This is a genomic window from Pseudorhodobacter sp. E13 (assembly GCF_003991405.1).
GTDB lineage: Bacteria > Pseudomonadota > Alphaproteobacteria > Rhodobacterales > Rhodobacteraceae > Pseudorhodobacter.
The window spans coordinates 14,023-32,586 of the sequence record NZ_RPEN01000140.1; the positions used below are offsets into that span (position 1 = coordinate 14,023).

General features: G+C 61.5%; 17 protein-coding genes. 4 read left to right on the forward strand and 13 right to left on the reverse strand.

Translation table 11 applies throughout. The features are described from left to right. The first annotated feature begins 29 nt into the window (after positions 1-29). Together EGN72_RS02880 and EGN72_RS02885 are read left to right on the forward strand one after the other, a co-directional pair. Positions 30-1,133: a 2'-deoxycytidine 5'-triphosphate deaminase gene (locus EGN72_RS02880; protein WP_127045145.1), complete on the forward strand. Its 1,104-nt coding sequence runs from the start codon at positions 30-32 to the stop codon at positions 1,131-1,133. Continuing rightward, positions 1,130-1,561: a hypothetical protein gene (locus EGN72_RS02885; RefSeq protein ID WP_127045146.1), complete on the forward strand. Its 432-nt coding sequence runs from the start codon at positions 1,130-1,132 to the stop codon at positions 1,559-1,561. Before EGN72_RS02880 ends, EGN72_RS02885 begins: the two co-directional genes overlap by 4 nt. On the opposite strand, the gene EGN72_RS02890 is transcribed toward EGN72_RS02885, so the two are convergent. The 11 genes from EGN72_RS02890 to EGN72_RS02940 all read right to left on the reverse strand — a co-directional run bounded on the left by EGN72_RS02890 (position 1,558) and on the right by EGN72_RS02940 (position 13,091). Next, positions 1,558-1,770 carry a hypothetical protein gene (locus EGN72_RS02890; RefSeq protein ID WP_127045147.1) on the reverse strand — a complete coding sequence of 71 codons (213 nt, stop codon included), beginning with the start codon at positions 1,768-1,770 and terminating at the stop codon, positions 1,558-1,560. The genes EGN72_RS02885 and EGN72_RS02890 overlap by 4 nt on opposite strands. 2 nt (positions 1,771-1,772) lie before the next feature. Then, positions 1,773-2,405 (reverse strand): SMC-Scp complex subunit ScpB, encoded by a 633-nt coding sequence (gene scpB, locus EGN72_RS02895; RefSeq protein WP_127045148.1) that lies wholly within the window; start codon positions 2,403-2,405, stop codon positions 1,773-1,775. Then, on the reverse strand, positions 2,402-3,199 hold the full coding sequence (locus EGN72_RS02900; RefSeq protein ID WP_127045149.1) for a ScpA family protein: 798 nt from the start codon (positions 3,197-3,199) through the stop codon (positions 2,402-2,404). The genes scpB and EGN72_RS02900 overlap by 4 nt, the downstream gene beginning before the upstream one ends. After that, positions 3,192-4,232 (reverse strand): beta-N-acetylhexosaminidase, encoded by a 1,041-nt coding sequence (gene nagZ / locus EGN72_RS02905; protein WP_127045150.1) that lies wholly within the window; start codon positions 4,230-4,232, stop codon positions 3,192-3,194. The genes EGN72_RS02900 and nagZ overlap by 8 nt, the downstream gene beginning before the upstream one ends. Continuing rightward, entirely contained in the window at positions 4,229-5,173 is a 945-nt protein-coding gene (locus EGN72_RS02910) for an SPOR domain-containing protein (protein ID WP_127045151.1), read from the reverse strand. Before EGN72_RS02910 ends, nagZ begins: the two co-directional genes overlap by 4 nt. A 75-nt stretch (positions 5,174-5,248) precedes the next feature. Beyond that, positions 5,249-6,991, reverse strand: coding sequence for an arginine--tRNA ligase (argS, locus tag EGN72_RS02915; protein ID WP_127045152.1), 1,743 nt, complete (start codon positions 6,989-6,991; stop codon positions 5,249-5,251). A gap of 80 nt (positions 6,992-7,071) precedes the next feature. Continuing rightward, entirely contained in the window at positions 7,072-7,560 is a 489-nt protein-coding gene (locus EGN72_RS02920) for a holin family protein (protein WP_127045153.1), read from the reverse strand. After that, positions 7,551-8,162 carry a holin-associated N-acetylmuramidase gene (locus tag EGN72_RS02925; RefSeq protein WP_127045154.1) on the reverse strand — a complete coding sequence of 204 codons (612 nt, stop codon included), beginning with the start codon at positions 8,160-8,162 and terminating at the stop codon, positions 7,551-7,553. The genes EGN72_RS02920 and EGN72_RS02925 overlap by 10 nt, the downstream gene beginning before the upstream one ends. Before the next feature lie 76 nt (positions 8,163-8,238). Further along, complete coding sequence (ccmE, locus tag EGN72_RS02930; protein ID WP_127045155.1) at positions 8,239-8,694, reverse strand: cytochrome c maturation protein CcmE; 456 nt, start codon at positions 8,692-8,694, stop codon at positions 8,239-8,241. 91 nt (positions 8,695-8,785) lie between these two features. After that, a complete protein-coding gene (gene murI, locus EGN72_RS02935) occupies positions 8,786-9,598 on the reverse strand; it encodes a glutamate racemase (protein WP_127045156.1) in 813 nt (270 codons plus the stop codon). 97 nt (positions 9,599-9,695) lie between these two features. Further along, positions 9,696-13,091 (reverse strand): indolepyruvate ferredoxin oxidoreductase family protein, encoded by a 3,396-nt coding sequence (locus EGN72_RS02940; protein WP_127045157.1) that lies wholly within the window; start codon positions 13,089-13,091, stop codon positions 9,696-9,698. Between the two features lie 159 nt (positions 13,092-13,250). Here EGN72_RS02940 and EGN72_RS02945 point away from each other — a divergent pair, with 159 nt between their 5' ends. Continuing rightward, positions 13,251-14,165: a LysR family transcriptional regulator gene (locus tag EGN72_RS02945; protein ID WP_127045158.1), complete on the forward strand. Its 915-nt coding sequence runs from the start codon at positions 13,251-13,253 to the stop codon at positions 14,163-14,165. 263 nt (positions 14,166-14,428) lie between these two features. Here the strand turns inward: EGN72_RS02945 and EGN72_RS02950 are convergent, their stop codons facing one another. After that, positions 14,429-15,700: an RNA polymerase sigma factor gene (locus EGN72_RS02950; RefSeq protein ID WP_127045159.1), complete on the reverse strand. Its 1,272-nt coding sequence runs from the start codon at positions 15,698-15,700 to the stop codon at positions 14,429-14,431. After that, positions 15,701-16,066, reverse strand: coding sequence for a YciI family protein (locus EGN72_RS02955; RefSeq protein WP_127045160.1), 366 nt, complete (start codon positions 16,064-16,066; stop codon positions 15,701-15,703). A gap of 335 nt (positions 16,067-16,401) precedes the next feature. Between EGN72_RS02955 and purL the strand changes: the two genes are divergently transcribed. Beyond that, a complete protein-coding gene (gene purL, locus EGN72_RS02960) occupies positions 16,402-18,561 on the forward strand; it encodes a phosphoribosylformylglycinamidine synthase subunit PurL (protein ID WP_127045161.1) in 2,160 nt (719 codons plus the stop codon). Positions 18,562-18,564: the final 3 nt, after the last annotated feature.

Genomic DNA, 18,564 nt, shown 5'->3' on the forward strand with positions numbered 1-18,564 from the left:
TCACCGCCGCAGCCATGGGGGGCATGACGATGCAAACGACCGGAGTTCTCCCGTCACAGGCCTTGCGCGGTTTGGTGGAAAGCGGTGCGATTACGGCGCGCCCGGCGGTCTTGCCCGATCAGATCCAACCTGCCAGCCTTGATTTGCGTTTGGGAACCGTGGCTTACCGCGTCCGTGCGTCTTTCCTTGCCGGCCATGGCCGCACGGTCGAAGACCGCATCGCGGAATTTGAGATGCACCGCGTGGACCTGTCGAATGGCGCAGTGCTGGAAAAAGGCTGCGTCTATGTGATTCCCCTGATGGAGCGGTTGGCCCTGCCCCAAGGGCTGACGGCGGTGGCGAATGCAAAATCCTCCACCGGGCGGCTGGATTTGCTGACGCGGACCATTACCGATGGCGGGGTGGAATTTGACCGCATCGCGCCGGGCTATGTCGGCCCGCTTTATGCCGAAGTGTGCCCGCGCAGCTTTTCGGTGCTGGTGCGCCCCGGCATGCGGCTGAACCAGATCCGGTTCCGCAACGGCCAATCGGTGCTGGATGATGCCGCGCTGACCGCTTTGCACAAGGCCGCACCCTTGGTGTCTGGCACGGCGGTGATTTCGGAAGGTTTGGGTTTTTCGGTGGATTTGCAAGCGGGGCGCGATGATCTGGTGGGGTTTCGCGCCAAACCGCATACCGGTGTGATTGATCTGGACAAGATCGGCCATTACCCCGCGCAGGCGTTTTGGGAAGATGTGCGCAGCCGGGATGGTCGCATCATCCTTGACCCCGGTGCGTTCTATATCCTTGTCAGCCGCGAGGCGGTGACGATTCCGCCCGATTATGCCGCCGAAATGGCCCCCTATCTGGCCATGGTAGGCGAATTTCGGGTGCATTACGCGGGCTTCTTTGACCCCGGCTTTGGCTGGGCAGAAGCGGGTGGTGCAGGCTCTCGCGGGGTGTTGGAGGTGCGCTGCCATGAGGCGCCCTTTGTGCTGGAACACGGCCAGATTGTCGGCCGTCTGGTCTATGAACAAATGGCCGCGCGGCCCGAGGCGTTGTATGGCACCGGGATTGCGTCCAACTATCAGGGACAGGGGTTGAAACTGTCCAAACATTTCCAAATGCCCTGTGCTGAAAGCAAATTGCCATGAAACACGCGCTTGCCCTTTGTGCCTTGCTGCTGCCGCTTCCTGCTTTGGCGGGGCCTGCGGATTTGAACCTTTACTTGTCCTATTGGCCCGAAGGTGCCGAAGAGGCGGCGGGCGCGCTGAACCTTGAGCTGGAAAACGGCGTCTTGGCGCAGTTGGTGTTTGACAAGGACGGCAACGAAACGGTGATCGAGGCCGAAGCCAGCGCGACGAATGTGGCGCTAATGCAAGGGGCGATCCGCGCGATGCTGGACCAGATCAGCCTTGATCAGCAGCCTTCGGTCAATGGTCCTGCCTTGGTGGTGGAATGGAGCGTTGCTACAGACGCCACCTTTGCGCGCGGCAATATAGTCTTGCCTTTTGACGCACAGCCAGAGGCTATTCTGGCCGTGCAGGATCAGATTTTTTCGGCCCGGCTGACGGGCAATTAACGCCCCAGACGCCGGGTCAGTTTGGCCGCCTGCCGCGCCCGTTTGGCGGTTTCGCGCGCTTGGCTGGATTGCACGCGGTCGGCCTGCCCGGCTGCGGCCCCCGGTTTGCCCTTGCCCGCGAAATGGCCGATGCCTTTGTTGATGCCGGTGTTGATCACGCGGCGCATGATCTGGTTGATGATCATGTTGATGATGCGGTCGATGCTCATATCTAATCCTCGAACAATTCGCTCTGGCCTTCGGGGCTTTCGTCGTCATCATCTTGCGGGGTCTGCGTGACGAAACTGGGGCGATTATCCAGCAGCCCTGCGGCACGCAATTCTTTCAGCCCCGGCAAGTCGCGCGCCGATTCAAGGCCGAAATGGTCCAGAAACTGCTCTGTCACCACAAAAGTCACCGGACGGCCCGGCGTCATGCGGCGGCGGCCAAAACGTATCCATTCCAACTCGATCAATTGATCCACCGTGCCGCGCGACACGGCCACGCCGCGAATTTCTTCAATCTCGGCGCGGGTGACGGGTTGGTGATAGGCGACGATGGCAAGGGTTTCGATGGCCGCGCGTGACAGTTTGCGCGCCTCCACAGATTCCTTGTGCATCAGATGGCCCAGATCGGGGGCGGTGCGAAAGGCATAGGCATCGCCTACCTTGACCAGATGCACGCCCCGCCCTTCATAGCGGCGGCGCAGGGTCACAAGCGCCTCGGCGGCATCGCAGCCATGCGGCAGGCGCGCAGTCAGTTCGGCCAGCGTCACCGGTTCGGCACTGGCAAACAGCACTGCCTCGATCATGCGTTCCTGTTCGGCCTGTGGCGGGGCGGCAAACAGGCTGTCGGTGTCGCTCATGTGCGGCCCCCTTCACGTTTGCGGACCTGAATCGGGGCGAAGGTTTCGCCTTGCCGCACCTCCAGCTGGCCCGCCTTGGCCAGTTCCAAAATCGCGGCGAAATGGGCGGCGGTGGCAGAGCGGCGGCGCTGCGGGTTGGTTTCCCATCCCGCCGGCAGCCAGCTTGTCAGGTCCGTCCATTGCCCGGCATAGCCCAAAAGCCCGCGCAGACGCTCCAACGCTTCCTCCATCGTGAAGACATTGTTGCGGTCCATCACGAAGGGGCGGAAATCATCACGGGTGCGGATGCGGGCATAGGCCTGCATCAGGTCCATCAAGGTCGCGGAATAGCTGATCTTTTTGCGCCGGGTCACATCTTCGGGCAGGCCACGGGCGAAAAAGTCGCGGCCCTTTTGATCGCGGGCCATAAGCTGGGCCGCGGCCTCACGCATGGCTTGCAGGCGTTCAAGTTGAAAGGCCAGATGCGCGGCAAGATCTTCGGCGCTGGGGCCTTCCTCGGTTGGGTCTGGCGGCAGCAGCAGGCGCGATTTCAGATAGGCCAGCCAAGCCGCCATCACCAGATAATCCGCCGCAAGTTCGATCCGCAAGGCACTGGCTTTGTTCACAAAAACCAAATACTGCTCGGCCAGTTGCAAAACCGAGATTTTACGCAAATCCACCTTTTGCGTGCGGCTGAGAGTCAACAGCAGGTCAAGCGGGCCTTCGAACCCGTCGACATCAACGATCAGCGCCTCGGCGGCCAGCCGGTCGGCGACGCTTATCTTTTCCTGCCCTGTCGCCCAGTCGTCAGACATGTCCCCGCCCGCCCAAGAGGCCAGCAAGTTCGGCGGACAGGGCGGCAATGTCAACTGTTTCTGGCGCAATGCGGGCGCGCAAGGCGGCATCGGCGCGGCTTTGGGCTTTGGGCGTCATGCGGCCTGCGGCGGCGACCACGGGTTCCATTTCAAAGGGCTTGCCGTTGCAATGCAGCGCGATATCAACACCGGCGGCAATGGTGGCCGCGGCGCGTTCACCAAGGCTGCCCGACAGCGCCTCCATCGACAGGTCATCCGACATCAGCAACCCGTCAAAGCCTATCTGCCCCCGCATACACTGCACCATGGCGGCAGAGCTTGTGGCAGGATGGTCGGGGTCAATATCGGTAAAGACGATATGCGCGGTCATGGCCAGCGGCAGGTCGCGCAACGCGTGGAAGGGGGCGAAATCATGGGCGTGCAGCAGATCGCGCGGGGCGGTCACGATGGGCAATTCCTTGTGGCTGTCCATCGTGGCGCGGCCATGGCCGGGCATATGTTTGACCACCGGCAAAACGCCCCCCGCCAGATGCCCATCGGCAGCGGCGCGGCCAAGGGCGGCCACGACCTGCGGATCATCGGAAAAGCAGCGGTTGCGCAGGAAAGCATGGGTATTGGCAGAGGCAACATCGAGGCACGGCGCGCAATTGCCATCAATGCCCACGCCGCGCAGTTCCGCCGCGATCAAGCGATAGCGCAGCCACATCGCGCGGCAGGCTTGTTCCAACCCCTGCCCCGCTGCGGCGCTGGTCATCGCCAGTGTCACTATATCCAAGGGCGGCAACCATTCCGACCAATGCGGTGCGCGCAACCGTTGCACCCGCCCGCCTTCCTGATCGACGAAAACAGGCGCATCGCGGCCCACGGTTTCGCGCAGATCATCGGTCAGGCGGCGCAGTTGTGCCGGGTCTTCGACATTGCGGGCAAAGAGGATGAAGCCCCAAGGATCGGCCTCTCGGAAAAAACCGGCCTCGGCCTCTGACAGAACCGGGCCGAGGCAACCAAGGATCGTTGCGCCTTGTGTGGCGCTCATCGCACGGCGACCGGGATACAGGCGGCGCGTTCCGCAACCAAGGCCGAGCAGAAGCGGCGCGAATCCGCCTCATCGGCAAAGCCAAGCGCGCGCAGGCGGTAGAAGGTGCGGCCACCGCTTTGTGCGGCTTGCACGATGCGGGTTTTGCCATCCATCAGATCGCCGAATTTGCCCGACAGGCGATCCCATTCCTTGCGCGCGACCTCTTCGCTGTCAAACGCGCCGAGTTGCACAAGGCGGGTGCCCGAGGCCAGATCATCGCCGCTCATCTCGGGCGTGTCTTGCGGGGTTGCGGCGGCCAATGTCACGCTGCCTTCGGGGCGGGCGCGTGGGCGCGGCGATTGGGCCATCGCCCCTTTGGGCAAGGAAAACACCGGCTCCGGCTCGGACCGCAGGGTGATATCAAGATCGCCCGACAAGGGCACGGCACCTTGGCTCAGCGCATCCGCCAGCGCGCCGATATCGGTGTTTTCATCAAGGCTGACCAGTTGCGGCGCGTCGTCTACGGATTCGGGCATCGGGCCAAGGGCCAGCCCCGGCGCGTTGGAGGACCGACCCGAAACTGGGGCCACCATCGCCACGGCGGTGCCTGCTTCGTCATCTTCGCCCAAGGTGATCGGCGCAGGGGCCAGCACCAAACGATCGGCGGGGGCCGAAATGCCGCCCTCGGCTGCCACCGTATTGACCGACAATCCCTGATGCGAGGCGATGACCCCACCGGGATCTTCGGGGGCCATACGCATCGGGCCTTCCATCGCGCGCACAACGGGGATGCCCGTCATATCCCGCACCGCGAGGCGGTAGCCCCAATACCCCAAGCCCACCACCAAGGCGACCGAGGTCACGGCCCCAACCACCCCGATCAGTCGCGCCGATTTGGCCGCAACGCCATTGGATGCGCCAAAGCTGCCTTCGAACTCTTCGAATTCCACGTCTGCCATGCTCTTGCCTCACTGCGCGGGCGGTTGCCCGGCCACGCTGTCTTGCCTGTTTGCACGCCAGTGGGGCACTTTATCTCAGCGCATTTCCTCAACCGGCGTAACGCCCAAAATAGCAAGACCTGCGGAAATCACAACGCCTGTCGCCCGGGCAAGTGCGATTTTTGCCTGAGTTGTTGCAGGATCGTCCTGAATGAAGCGAAGGGACGTGTCTTCCTTGGCTTTGCTCCACAATCCGTTGAGGTCCGAGGCGAGCTCATACAGGTAAAAGGCCACGCGATGCGGTTCATTTCCGCGCGCGGCAATTTCGACAAGGCGCGGCCATTCGGCGATTTTCTTGGCCATGGCAATTTCGGCCGGATGGGTCAGTTGTGCCACATCGGCGGCGGCCAGCGTGGCATCATCTACCGCAACGCCCATCTCCCGCGCTTTGCGCAGAACCGAGTTGATCCGGGCATTGGCATATTGGACGTAGAAAACCGGGTTGTCCTTGGATTGCTCCATCACCTTGTCAAAATCGAAATCCAGCGCCGCGTCATTCTTGCGGGTCAGCATCACGAAACGGGTAACATCGGGGCCGACCTGTTCAACCACGTCGCGCAGGGTCACAAAGGTGCCTGCCCGTTTGGACATTTTGAACGGCTCGCCGTTTTTCCACAGTTTCACCAATTGGATCAGCTTGATGTCCAGCGGCACGCGGCCACCCGACAGCGCCGAAACCGCCGCTTTCATCCGCTTGACATAGCCGCCATGATCGGCGCCGAAAATGTCGATAAGCTGGTCAAAGCCGCGTTGCACCTTGTTGTAGTGATAGGCGATATCGGGCGCAAAATAGGTCCAGCCGCCATCGGATTTCTTCACCGGGCGGTCCACATCATCGCCATGCGCGGTGCTGCGGAACAAGGTCTGTTCACGCGCTTCCCAATCGTCGGGCAGCTTGCCTTTCGGCGGCTCCAGCGTGCCTTCATAGATCAGGCCCATCTCGCGCAGCGTGTTGATCGCGGCTTCAATCTGGCCCGTGCCATACAGCGCCTTTTCCGAGGAATAGACATCCATCTGCACGCCCAAAAGCGCCAGATCCCCGCGGATCTGTTCCATCATCTTGTCGGTCGCGAAATTGCGCACCTCTTCCAGCCAGACGCTTTCGGGTTCATCAAGCCAGATGTCACCCACCTTGGCTTTCAAGTCCTCGCCCACCTCGATCAGGTAATCGCCGGGGTAGCTGCCTTCGGGCCAATCCACCGTCAGGTCATGCGCCTCTAGGTAGCGGTTATAGACAGAGCGGGCCAGCACATCGACCTGCGCGCCACCATCGTTGATGTAATATTCGCGCGTCACGTTATAGCCCGCAAAGGCCAGCAGCCGCGCCAAAGCATCGCCAAACACCGCGCCGCGCACATGGCCGACATGCATCGGCCCGGTGGGGTTGGCCGAGACGAATTCCACATTGACCTTGATGCCCTGGCCCAGCGTGGCGCGGCCGAAATCATCACCGGATTTCAAGGCCGCCACCAAAAGCCCGGCCCAGACCGAAGGCACCAGCGCCATGTTCAAAAAGCCGGGGCCTGCGATGTCGACGGCGGCAATCCGGCTGTCCGCGCCCAGACGGGCGGCAAGTTTTTCGGCAATCGCGCGCGGCGGCAGCCCCGCAGGCTTGGCCAGCACCATTGCGGCATTGGTGGCCATATCGCCATGGCTTGCATCGCGCGGGGGTTCCACCGCCACGGCGGCAAGGTCCAGCCCGGCGGGCAGATCGCCTGCGGCCATCATCGCTTCGATTTCACTGACAACCAGCGTGCGAATATCGGAAAAAAGGTTCATTGGTCCCGTCCTTTGGATCAAGGATGGGTCTGCCAGAGGCCACGCGCGGGGTCAATGCCCTGCGCGTGGGACAAAAGGCGCTATCCGCGCCCGGCCTGCCAATCGGTCAGGGCGGGGTTCGGCTCTGCCGTCTCGGTTTGGCTTGCCGCGGCAGACAGCGGGCGAACGGTGCCGTTGCGGCGAAAATAATAGGCCTCTCGCGCGCCGAAATAAAAGCCGACCACCGCGCCCAGCAACCACCACAAGGGTTCGGGCACCATGTTCAGCCCCACCATGCGGTTACCAAAACTCACCGGGTCCACCATGGCATAGATGAACAGACCCAAGGTGCCAAAGGCCAGCAAGGGCCGGGGCAAGCGGTTCAAGCCGTTCACCATCCGGTCAAACCAACCAAAGCCCGGATCGGCATATTCCAGCCCCAACTGGCGCAGCGCAGACATTTGCGCTTCGGCGGAAAGTTCCATCTGGCGGGTGGCGGAAGGGGTGAACACCTCGGCCACGCCGCGTGCGGCATCGCCCAAGGCTGTCACCGCCGCAGGCCCGCCGATCAATTTGCCAATCACCCCCATGCGGCCACCCGCGCTTTGTGCTGTGCCTCGGTCAGGTGATATTTGGGGGACATGAATTCCTCCGCGCGCAAGATCCAGCCGCCTTTGCCGCCATTGATCCGGCGCGCATATTTGCGGCTGGCGGGGCGGCCATCGGCCAGACGATAGTAGTAATTCCGCCGCGCAATCGCATAGGCATCGGCCAGATGGGTTGGTGCCGCCTCGAACGCGCGTTGCGCCGCACTGATGGTTTGCGGCCCGATGGCACCATCGGGAACGCAAGCAAAGCCCATATCTGTCAGCAGGCGTTGCAGGATTTTCACCGCGTTATTGCCCGCGTTCACCATCATGTCAAAAACCGAGGCTTGCAGCACTTCGGGCAATTGCGCGATGCCGGGGCGGGTAAAGTAATGTTCGATATAAATCTCGACCGCGCGGTCGCGGGTAAGTTTGCGCACATCTTCGGGTGTCACCACCCCGTCGCCTGTCAGGTCCAGCCCCAGCCGTTGCAGTGTGTGGATGGTCACGCCAAAATTCGTGGCCCCGCCCGGATCATCCGGATCATTCACAAAGCCGCCTTCGCGCGCGACGATTTCTTTGGCAATCTCTTCAACCGTTTGCATTCTTGTGCCTCCTTGGCCGGGAATGGACCCGGCGCTGGCGGTCAGAATGCGGAAACTTGGGTTAAGACGGCTGCAATCAACCGTTCGGTTCGGCGTCCGCGCCTTTGTAAAGCCCCTGCTCTTTCAGTGCGTCAGCCACTTCTTTGGGCATATAGCTTTCATCATGCTTGGCAAGGATTTCACTGGCGACAAACACGCCATCCACCAGCTTGCCGGTGCCGATCATCCCCTGATTTTCGGCAAACAGATCGGGCAGAATACCGGTAAAGGCCACCGGCACCGTGGCCGCGCCATCCGTCACCTCAAAGGTGATTGTCTCACCCTGCCCGCGCACGATGGACCCTTCGGCCACCAGCCCGCCCAGACGGAAGGTTTCATTCGCGCCCGGCGGGTCGGCCATCACCTGCGCCGGCGCGCGGAAAAAGTTGATCCCGTCGCGCATGGCATAACCGATCAACCCGGTCGAAAGCGCAAGGGCCACAAAAGCCAGCAGGATCACTTGAATCCGGCGTTTCTTTTTCAGACCTTTCATCGCGGTCTCCGTTCTTTCAATTGCGTTGCGCGTTATCTGGGGTTTATCACCAAATTTGCAAAGGGGAATGGGGCGTATCGTAGCAGCCCCCTCAGGCCGCCTCAAAGCTGATCTTGCGGCGCAGGAATTGCGTGGCCTTGTTGCTGACGCGCGCGGGGTCGCCCGTGGTCAGGAATTTTGACTGATGCCCCGCACCGCGCATCTCGGGGCGGCGATCAAGGTAATCGGCCAACGCCTCGGCCACCAGATTGGGTTGCGAATAGACGCGGACATCGGGGCCCAACGCCTCGGCAAAGACCTGTTCGACCAGTGGGTAATGCGTGCAGCCCAAAACGGCAGCCTCGGGCTTGGGCATCCGCCGCAGCAATGCCTCGACATGGCTGCGCACCAGCGCTTCGGCAAGGATTTCATCGCCTTGCTCCAGCGCATCGACCACACCGCCGCAGGGCTGCGCCTCGACATCCACGCCAATCGCCCGATAGGCCAGTTCGCGTTGAAAGGCACGGCTGGCGACCGTGGCGGGGGTGGCAAACAGCGCCACATGTTTCACATCGACTTCGCGCGGGGGGGAATTGTCGCCCCATTGCCGCTCTGTCACTGCCTCGATCATCGGCACGAATACCCCCAGCACCCGCTTATCCACAGGCAGCCAGGTTTCCTGCATCCGCTTCAGCGCCGCCGCCGAGGCCGTGTTGCACGCCAGAATGACCAGATCGCAGCCTTCCGCCCAAAGCCGTTCAGTGGCGGCACAGGTCAGCCGGTAAATATCATCGGGGGTGCGGGTGCCATAAGGCGCGTTGGCATTGTCGCCCAGATAGATGAACGCCTGATCCGGCATCCGTTTAACCAATGCATCCAGCACCGTCAGCCCGCCAAGACCACTGTCGAAAACACCTACCGCCATATCGCTGCCCTTTTTACCCGGGGTGCCTGCCCCGTTGCCTTTCGCCACAGCATAAGCGCTCTGCCCGCGCGGGGAAAGAGGTTAGAGGCCGCAGCGCCTATTCCGCCGCCAATGCGCTGCCATCGCCGTCATCGCGCCATTGCGCCAGCAAGGCGCGGCGCGTCGCGGCGGCTTTTTCGGCATTAGCAGCCTTGACCGGACCAAAGCCACGAATGGACAGCGGCAATTCGGCCAAGTCCTTGGCGATGGACAGCTTTTCCGGGCGAAAGCTTGCAAAGATTTCGGCCATATCCGCCTCATATTCCACGATCAGTGCGCGTTCCATCCGCCGCTCCTCGCTATAGCCGAACAGATCGAACCGCGTGCCGCGCAGGCGCTTCATGGCGGCCAGTGCCTTGAACACAGGCATGATCCACGGGCCAAAGGCACGCTTTTTCGGGCGGCCTTGGCCATCCTTGCCGGGCAGCAAAGGCGGGGCGAGGTGGAAGGTCGGGCGCAAATCGCCCTCAAACTCTGCCTGCGCCTTTTCAATCGTCGCCAGATGCAGGCGCGCTACTTCGTATTCATCCTTTATTGCCAACAGCTTATGATAGGCTTTTGCCACGGGGATACGCAGCGGCGCGGGGGCGGCCTCGACCAGTTTCAGGTAGCGGGCCACCAAGGCACCATCGCCATAAGCCTCTAGCTGCCGGGCGCGGAAAGCGACCGGGTCCACCGCTTTTGCAGGCTCGGGCGTCAGGATCGCCTGCGCCTGATCGGGGTAAAGCATCGCCCACCGCCCCAGATCAAAGGCGCGCAGGTTCTTTTCCGGCCCCGACCCGTTCAGCGTGATCGCCTTGGTGATCGCCTCCAGCGACAAAGGAATAAGCCCCTTTTGCCATGTCGCGCCAAAGACGACCATATTGGAATAAATGCTGTCCCCCAAAGCTGCGCGCGCCAGTTCTGTGGCATCGAAAAACGCAACGCGGTCTTTCAAGCGCGCCTCAAGAGAAAGCTGTAACCTATCGGAAGGAATACGGAATTCCGTATTGCGGGTGAAATCCCCGGTGATGATTTCATGGCTGTTGACCACAGCACCGGTGCGGCCTGTCGTCATCAGCCCAAGGGTTTTTGCCCCCGCCGTCACCACCAGATCGCCGCCGATTACCGCGTCCGCCTCGCCCACGGCCACGCGGATCGCGGAAATATCATTAGGTGTGTTGCCCAGACGGCAGTGAATATGCACCGCACCGCCCTTCTGCGCGAGGCCCGCCATCTCCATCATGCCCGCGCCCTTGCCATCAATATGCGCCGCCATCGCAAGGATCGCCCCCACCGTCACCACACCCGTGCCACCGACCCCGGTGATCACGATGTTATGCGTGCCCTTGATGCCGGGCAAAGCAGGTTGCGGCAGGTCGGGCATGGCAATCTCGGCCGTGGCGGATTTTTTCAGCCTGGCGCCTTCCAATGTAACGAAAGACGGGCAAAACCCTGAAACGCAAGAATAATCCTTGTTGCAAGAGGATTGGTCAATCGCGCGTTTGCGGCCCAGTTCGGTTTCCACCGGCACGATGGACACGCAGTTGGATTGCACCCCGCAATCGCCGCAACCTTCGCAGACATCGGTGTTGATGAACACCCGCTTGTCCGGGTCCGGGAATTGCCCGCGCTTGCGGCGGCGGCGCTTTTCGGCGGCGCAGGTCTGTATGTAAACAATGACCGATACGCCTTTGATCTTGCTGAATTTCTCTTGCACTTCCAGCAGCGCATCGCGGGTATATCTTTCGACCCGGGCGGGAAAGCGCGACAGCTCCACCGCCTCTTTCGGGTCATAGACCACGGCGACATGCTCAACCCCCATCGCCAGAACCTCGTCGACGATGCGGTAAGGTGACAAATCGCCTTCGTTATGCTGGCCGCCCGTCATCGCAACCGCATCATTATACAGCAATTTATAGGTGATATTGGTCTTGGCCGCCAAAGCCCCGCGAATGGCCAGAATGCCCGAGTGGTTATAGGTGCCCTCGCCTAGGTTCTGGAACACATGGTCGGTTTTGGAAAACGGGGCCTCACCGACCCAGTTCATCCCTTCGCCGCCCATATGGGTGATGCCAGAGGTGCCGCGATCCATCCACAGCGCCATGACGTGACAACCAATGCCAGCCCCCGCCCGTGCGCCTTCGGGCAGCCGGGTCGAGGTGTTGTGCGGACAGCCAGAGCAAAAGTAAGGCAAGCGCGCCGCGATATCCTGCGCGTTATCAGATTTCGTTGCTTGATCAATGCGTTGCAACGCGTCTTTCAAGCGATCCGTGCCGCGCCCTTCGTCGATGAAAACCGCCCCCAGCTTGGCCGCGATCATCACCGGGTCCAGCGACATCGGCACCGGAAACAGCACCTCGGCGGTGGGGGAGCCTTTGCGCCCGCCCCAAACCCGGCGGCCCCGGCGGTCATCAAAAATCGCTTCCTTGATCTGCACTTCGATCAGTTTGCGCTTTTCCTCGACCACGATGATCAGGTCCAGCCCATCGGCCCAATCATGAAAGCTGATCATGTCCAACGGCCATGGCTGGCCCACCTTATAGGTCGTCAGCCCCAGCCGTTCGGCCTCTGCCGCATCAATTCCCAGCAAGGACAAGGCATGCGTCAAGTCCAGCCAGTTCTTGCCCGCCGCGACCAAGCCAATCTTGGCCCCCGGCTTGCCCCAGACCCGGCGGTCCATGCCATTGGCACGGGAAAACGCCTCGGCGGCAAAGCGTTTGTGGTTCACCAGCCGTTCTTCCTGCGGCACCCAATGATCGGCCAGCCGGATGTTCAGCCCGCCTTTGGGCAGCGGGAAATCGGGGGTGACAAACTGCATCCGGTCCAGCCGCGCATCCACCACGCTGGTCGCCTCCACCGTGTCCTTCATCAGCTTCAGCGCCGTCCAAAGCCCGGCATAGCGCGACAAAGCAAAGGCATAGAGGCCATAATCCAAGATTTCCTGCACGCCTGCGGGCGAAATCACGGGGATCGAGGCATCTACCGCCGCCCATTCCGACTGGTGGCATGTGGTAGAGCTTTCGCCGGTATGGTCATCGCCCAACGCCATGATCACGCCTCCATGCGGCGAGGTGCCCGCAAGATTGGCGTGGCGCATCACATCGCCTGTCCGGTCCACCCCCGGCCCTTTGCCATACCACAGGCCAAAGACACCATCGAACTTGCCTTGCCCGCGCAGCTCTGCCTGCTGGCTGCCCCAGATCGCGGTGGCGGCAAGGTCTTCGTTCAGGCCCGGTTGAAAGGTGATGTCTGCCGCTGACAGCAGCTTGTGCGCGCGCATCATCTGCTGGTCCACCGCGCCAAGCGGCGATCCGCGATAGCCGGTGCACAGCCCCGCCGTGTTCAGCCCTGCCTGTTTGTCGCGTGCCTTTTGCATCAGCATCAGGCGCACCAATGCCTGCGTTCCGTTCAAAAGCACCGGTGATTTTTCCAAATCATACCGATCGTTCAGAGAAATCTCTTGCTTTGTCACGTCGAACCCTCCCCAGTGCCGATGCGTCTTCTGAATATAGGTCAAAAATACTGACCTTTAAAGGGGGAATTAGTGCAGAACAAAACATTTACTTGGGCCAGGTAGTTCATACATAGAGCGTTTCGTGTTAGCGTCCGACAACTTTACGAGAGTATCAGTATGGATTGGGATAAACTCAGAATCTTTCACGCGGTTGCGGATGCAGGCAGCCTGACACATGCGGGGGATACCCTGCATTTGTCGCAATCGGCTGTGTCGCGGCAAATCCGGTCGCTGGAAGAAAGCCTGAGCGTGACCTTGTTCCACCGCCATGCGCGCGGGCTGATTCTGACCGAACAGGGCGAATTGCTGTTCGATGCGACGAAATCCATGGTCAAACGGCTGGAATCAGCCGCCGCCCGCATCCGCGACAGCGAAGATGAGGTGTTCGGCGAGTTGCGCGTGACCACGACAACGGGGTTCGGCACGCTCTGGCTTGCCCCGCGCCTGCCGGCGCTTTACGCCAAATACCCCAACCTCAAGATCGACCTGATGCTGGAGGAGCGGGTGCTGGACCTGCCGATGCGAGAGGCCGATGTTGCGATCCGCATGAAGGAACCCAGCCAAGCTGATTTGATCCGGCGGCGGTTGATGAATATCAACATGCGGCTGTATGCGACGCCGAAATATCTGGCACAGGCGGGCACACCGCAGCGGATGGAGGATTTCAACACCCATCGTCTGATCTGCCAGAACACAAATGCCGCGCAGGTTGCGGCGGGGGCGTCGCTGGTGCAGCAGCTTATGATGCACGACATCCCGTCAATGCTGACGGTGAACAACTATTTCGGGGTTCTGCAAGGTGTGCTGAGCCATTTGGGAATCGGCGTGCTGCCGGATTACCTGACCGAAGATTTCCCCGATCTGGTGCGCGTGCTGCCAGAGGTGGAATCGGGTGAAGTGCCGGTGTTTCTGGCCTATCCCGAGGAATTGCGGCAATCAAAACGCGTGGCGGCTTTCCGCGATTTCGTGACCGAGGAAATTTTTGCCTATCGCAAGCGGCAAAGGGAAACCGCCAGTTCTGGCGACGAATAGATAATTTCCGTATCTTATCCATAGGTTATTGCAGCCATGCACAGAACGCATATCGGACATTCCTAGACTGCACGGTCAAAAAACTTGCACAATAGGAATTGCACGCCTAATTGAACTCTCGAAGGTGGCAATGATTAGCTCTTGTCCTCTTCATACCTCCCTGTTGGACTTGGCCGAGCGGTTGCTCGGCCTTTTTTTTGCGCAAATGGCAGGCAAGGCCCGCCCAAACCTTGGGCAACGGCTGCGGCGCAGACCAGAGGTGGTCAGTTTTGCGGCAGTGCAGCGCGCCTTTTGGTCAAGAATGCTGCATCTGCGAAAGACGGGCTAAGCGCGATGGCCCGGTCATAGGCGGCGCGCGCGGCGTCCCAGCGACCAAGGCGGCGCAAAAGATCGGCCTTGGTGGCGTGAAAAGGTTGATACTCTGCCAGTTCCGCCGCCAATCCTTGCACCTCGATCAAGGCCGCCTCTGCCTGCCCCAGTTCGGCCAAGGCCACAGCGCGGTTCAAGCGGATCACGCTGGTCGGCTCCATCCGCAGCAGACTGTCATACAGCGCCAGAATTTGCGGCCAATCCGGCCCCTCTGGCCCGATATGACAGGCCGCAATCGCCGCCTTGATCTGGAACGGGCCGGGACGGTGGCGTTTGATCGCCGCATCCAACAGCGCCAGACCTTCGGCCAGCATCGTCGCATCCCACAGCGACCTGTCCTGCGCGCCAAGGGCAATCGTGACCCCTTGCGCATCCTTGCGGGCAGCGGCGCGGGCATGGGTCAGCAACAAAAGCGCAAGGCAACCCATGACCTCTGGCTGATCGGGGCGCAGATGGTTGACCAACCCGGCCAGCCAGATCGCCTCATCGCTCAGGTCCTTGCCGTGGCTTTCGCCTGCACCATGCCCGGCGGTGAAGATCAGGTAGATCACCGTCAGCACCGCATTCAGGCGCGCGTCCCAATCCTGCGCTTCGGGGATGTTAAAACGGATGCCCGCCACCGCGATCTTGGTTTTGGCCCGTGACAGGCGTTGGCCCATGGTGGTTTCACGGTCCAGAAAGGCGCGGGCAATCTGGGCCGTGGTCAACCCGCCCAGCAAGCGCAGCGTCAGCGCCACTTGCGACTTCTGGTCCAGCGCCGGGTGGCAGCAAGTGAACATCAGCCGCAAGCGTTCGTCGGGGATGGGCTGCGGCGCCTCGGCCTCGGCCTGCGCCAACAGTGCGATATCTGCTGCCTGCTTGCCGTGCCGTGCAGATTGCCGGAACCGGTCAATCGCCTTGCGATAGGCCACCCGCAGCAGCCAGCCCTGTGGATGGTCCGGCACCCCGGCCCGGCCCCAATGCGCCAGCGCCGAGGCCAGCGCCTCTTGCAGCACATCTTCGGCCAGATGCAGATCAGAGATTTGCCGGGTCAACGCGGCAATCAACCGCCCCCTGTCGCCGCGCATCACAGCCTCCAGCGCGCTGCGGGTCTGCGTGGCAAAGGGGGCGGCCTTGTCTTGCGGCGGGGCGGGCCCTGCGGTGCTGTCAGGCCCCTGCCCCTGCATTCAGCCCTCCATCATGGCGCTCAGGTCCATCACCGGGCGCAGCTCGATGGTGCCATGGGCCGCTGCCGGGATCATCGCGGCATATTTCAGCGCGCTGTCCAGATCGGGCACGTCGATGATATAAAACCCACCCAAAAGCTCTTTGGTTTCGGCAAAGGGGCCATCCATGGTTTCCACCTTGCCCGCCTTGATGCGCAAAGAGGTTGCCGTTTCCACCCCTTCCAGCGCCTCGCCCCCGACAAGCACACCGGCCTCGATCAAGCTGTCATTCAGGGTGAAATAGGCCTGCATATCCGCGTCCCCCTCTGGTGTTCCGGGTTTCGGTTCCCGTGCCGGGTCCGAATAAATCAGCGCAATGTATTTCATAGTCTATCCTTTCAGATGAAATGCAAACCCAGCTTAGCAGGCGGGCCGCATGTTTTGCCACTTGTCTGACGGCCCAAGGCGTGAAGATGCCCCGCCACACCCAGCCCCCCGCAAAGCGATGGACAGCGGCAGGAAACATCCATTCCTGACCGACCAGACCCCCAAAGGACGTTTGCCCCGGCAGGATTTCGACAGGCCCCGCAAAATTTCCGCCAAAAAATCCGCGCGGACTTGCGAAATCCGGGCAAAATCCCGGCTCGGGCCCGCCTTTGCCCTTCCCCTCGCCCCCGGTTTCGCCTATCAGCGCGGCATCAATTGACCGATGGGAAAATGCCATGACCGAACCCGCGATCACGCCAGAGCTTGTTGCCGCACATGGGCTGAAGCCGGATGAATATGAGCGTTTGCTAGGCATCATCGGACGAGAGCCGACCTTCACCGAACTCGGCATCTTTTCTGCGATGTGGAATGAGCATTGCTCTTACAAATCCTCCAAGAAATGGCTGCGCACCTTGCCCACCACCGGGCCACAGGTGATTTGCGGGCCGGGTGAAAATGCCGGCGTGGTGGATATTGGTGACGGTCAGGCCGTGATCTTCAAGATGGAAAGCCACAACCACCCATCGTATATCGAGCCGCATCAAGGTGCGGCCACCGGTGTGGGTGGCATCCTGCGCGATGTGTTCACCATGGGCGCGCGCCCGATTGCGGCGATGAATGCGCTGTCCTTTGGCCTGCCCTCGCATCCCAAAACCGCGCATCTGGTCAAAGGCGTGGTCGAAGGTGTCGGCAGCTATGGCAATGCCTTTGGCGTGCCCACCGTGGGCGGCGAGGTCCGCTTTCACCGCAGCTATAACGGCAACTGCCTTGTGAACGCCTTTGCGGCGGGTCTGGCCGATGCCGACAAGATTTTCTATTCCGTTGCCAGCGGCGTCGGCATGCCGGTGGTCTACCTTGGTGCCAAGACGGGCCGCGATGGTGTCGGCGGGGCCACCATGGCTTCCGCCGAATTTGACGACACGATCGAGGAAAAGCGCCCCACCGTGCAGGTCGGCGACCCCTTTACCGAAAAGCGCCTGCTGGAGGCTTGTCTTGAACTGATGCAGACCGGGGCCGTGATTTCCATTCAGGATATGGGGGCCGCGGGCCTCACCTGCTCTGCCGTGGAAATGGGCGACAAGGGCAAGCTGGGGATCAAGCTGCAACTCGATGACGTGCCCCAACGCGAAGCCGCGATGACCGCCTATGAGATGATGCTGTCGGAATCTCAGGAACGCATGCTGATGGTGCTGAACCCGGAACTGGAAGCCGTGGCCCGCGCGATCTTTGTGAAATGGGATCTGGATTTTGCGATCGTGGGGGAAACCATCCCCGAAGACCGTTTCCTGATTCTGCACGGCAATGAGGTGAAAGCCGATCTGCCGCTGTCGAAACTCGCCTCCTCCGCGCCGGAATATGATCGCCCTTGGGTGGAAACCCCGGCGGCAGGCCCCACGGGTGATATCCCCGCCATCGGCCCGATTGAGGCCCTGCGCGCCCTGATCGGCAGCCCGAACTATGCGCATAAGGCTTGGGTCTATGAACAATATGACAGCATGGTGATGGCCGATACCGTGCGCAGCCCCGGCCTTGGGGCGGGTGTGGTGCGGGTGCATGGTACGCCAAAGCTGTTGGCCTTCACCTCGGATGTGACGCCGCGCTATGTCAAGGCCAACCCGGTGGAAGGCGGCAAGCAAGCCGTGGCCGAAGCCTATCGCAACCTTTGTGCCGTGGGCGCGCGGCCCTTGGCCACCACGGATAACCTGAATTTCGGCAACCCGGAAAAGCCGGAAATCATGGGCCAATTCGTCGGCGCGATCAAAGGGATCGGCGCGGCGGTGGCCGCACTCGATATGCCCATCGTGTCGGGCAACGTCTCGCTTTACAACGAAACCGATGGCGTGGGCATCCTGCCCACACCCACCATCGGCGCAGTGGGGCTTCTGGCCTCTGCTGATGACCTGATCAGCGGTCTGCCGCGCGAAGGTGATATGGCCTTGGTCATCGGCACCACCCATGGCCATCTGGGCCAATCGGCCTTGCTGGCCGAAGCCTTTGGGTTGGAAACCGGCGACGCCCCCGAGGTGGACCTGAAGGCTGAACGCAAGCATGGCGAATTCCTGCGCGCCAACCGCAAGCTGCTGCGCGCGGCAACCGACCTGTCCGATGGCGGCCTTGCACTGGCCGCGTTCGAAATGGCCGAAGCCGCGAAAACGGGCGTCTGGCTGGAAAGCGGCCATATCTCCACCCTCTTTGGCGAAGATCAGGCGCGCTATCTGGTCGCCTGCGATATCGCGGACGTCCCCGATCTGATCGAGGCGGGCGAAAAAGCCGGGGTCAAAGTGGCGCAAGTCGGGCAATTCGGCGGATCATCGGTGTGCTTTGGCACGGCCTCTGCCCCGCTGGAGGAATTGTCCGGGCTCTATCGCTCGGCCTTTGCCAAGGCGGTCGGCTGATCT

Excerpts from the sequence above, each read along its gene's own strand:
- argS (WP_127045152.1), bottom strand. The coding sequence starts at position 6,991 with ATGAACCTTTTTTCCGATATTCGCACGCTGGTTGTCAGTGAAATCGAA.
- ccmE (WP_127045155.1), bottom strand. The coding sequence starts at position 8,694 with ATGAAAGGTCTGAAAAAGAAACGCCGGATTCAAGTGATCCTGCTGGCT.
- EGN72_RS02925 (WP_127045154.1), bottom strand. The coding sequence starts at position 8,162 with ATGCAAACGGTTGAAGAGATTGCCAAAGAAATCGTCGCGCGCGAAGGC.
- EGN72_RS02920 (WP_127045153.1), bottom strand. The coding sequence starts at position 7,560 with ATGGGGGTGATTGGCAAATTGATCGGCGGGCCTGCGGCGGTGACAGCC.
- EGN72_RS02910 (WP_127045151.1), bottom strand. The coding sequence starts at position 5,173 with ATGGCAGACGTGGAATTCGAAGAGTTCGAAGGCAGCTTTGGCGCATCC.
- EGN72_RS02950 (WP_127045159.1), bottom strand. The coding sequence starts at position 15,700 with ATGCAGGGGCAGGGGCCTGACAGCACCGCAGGGCCCGCCCCGCCGCAA.
- EGN72_RS02880 (WP_127045145.1), top strand. The coding sequence starts at position 30 with ATGCAAACGACCGGAGTTCTCCCGTCACAGGCCTTGCGCGGTTTGGTG.
- nagZ (WP_127045150.1), bottom strand. The coding sequence starts at position 4,232 with ATGAGCGCCACACAAGGCGCAACGATCCTTGGTTGCCTCGGCCCGGTT.
- scpB (WP_127045148.1), bottom strand. The coding sequence starts at position 2,405 with ATGAGCGACACCGACAGCCTGTTTGCCGCCCCGCCACAGGCCGAACAG.
- purL (WP_127045161.1), top strand. The coding sequence starts at position 16,402 with ATGACCGAACCCGCGATCACGCCAGAGCTTGTTGCCGCACATGGGCTG.
- EGN72_RS02890 (WP_127045147.1), bottom strand. The coding sequence starts at position 1,770 with ATGAGCATCGACCGCATCATCAACATGATCATCAACCAGATCATGCGC.
- EGN72_RS02945 (WP_127045158.1), top strand. The coding sequence starts at position 13,251 with ATGGATTGGGATAAACTCAGAATCTTTCACGCGGTTGCGGATGCAGGC.
- EGN72_RS02955 (WP_127045160.1), bottom strand. The coding sequence starts at position 16,066 with ATGAAATACATTGCGCTGATTTATTCGGACCCGGCACGGGAACCGAAA.
- EGN72_RS02900 (WP_127045149.1), bottom strand. The coding sequence starts at position 3,199 with ATGTCTGACGACTGGGCGACAGGGCAGGAAAAGATAAGCGTCGCCGAC.
- murI (WP_127045156.1), bottom strand. The coding sequence starts at position 9,598 with ATGGCGGTAGGTGTTTTCGACAGTGGTCTTGGCGGGCTGACGGTGCTG.
- EGN72_RS02885 (WP_127045146.1), top strand. The coding sequence starts at position 1,130 with ATGAAACACGCGCTTGCCCTTTGTGCCTTGCTGCTGCCGCTTCCTGCT.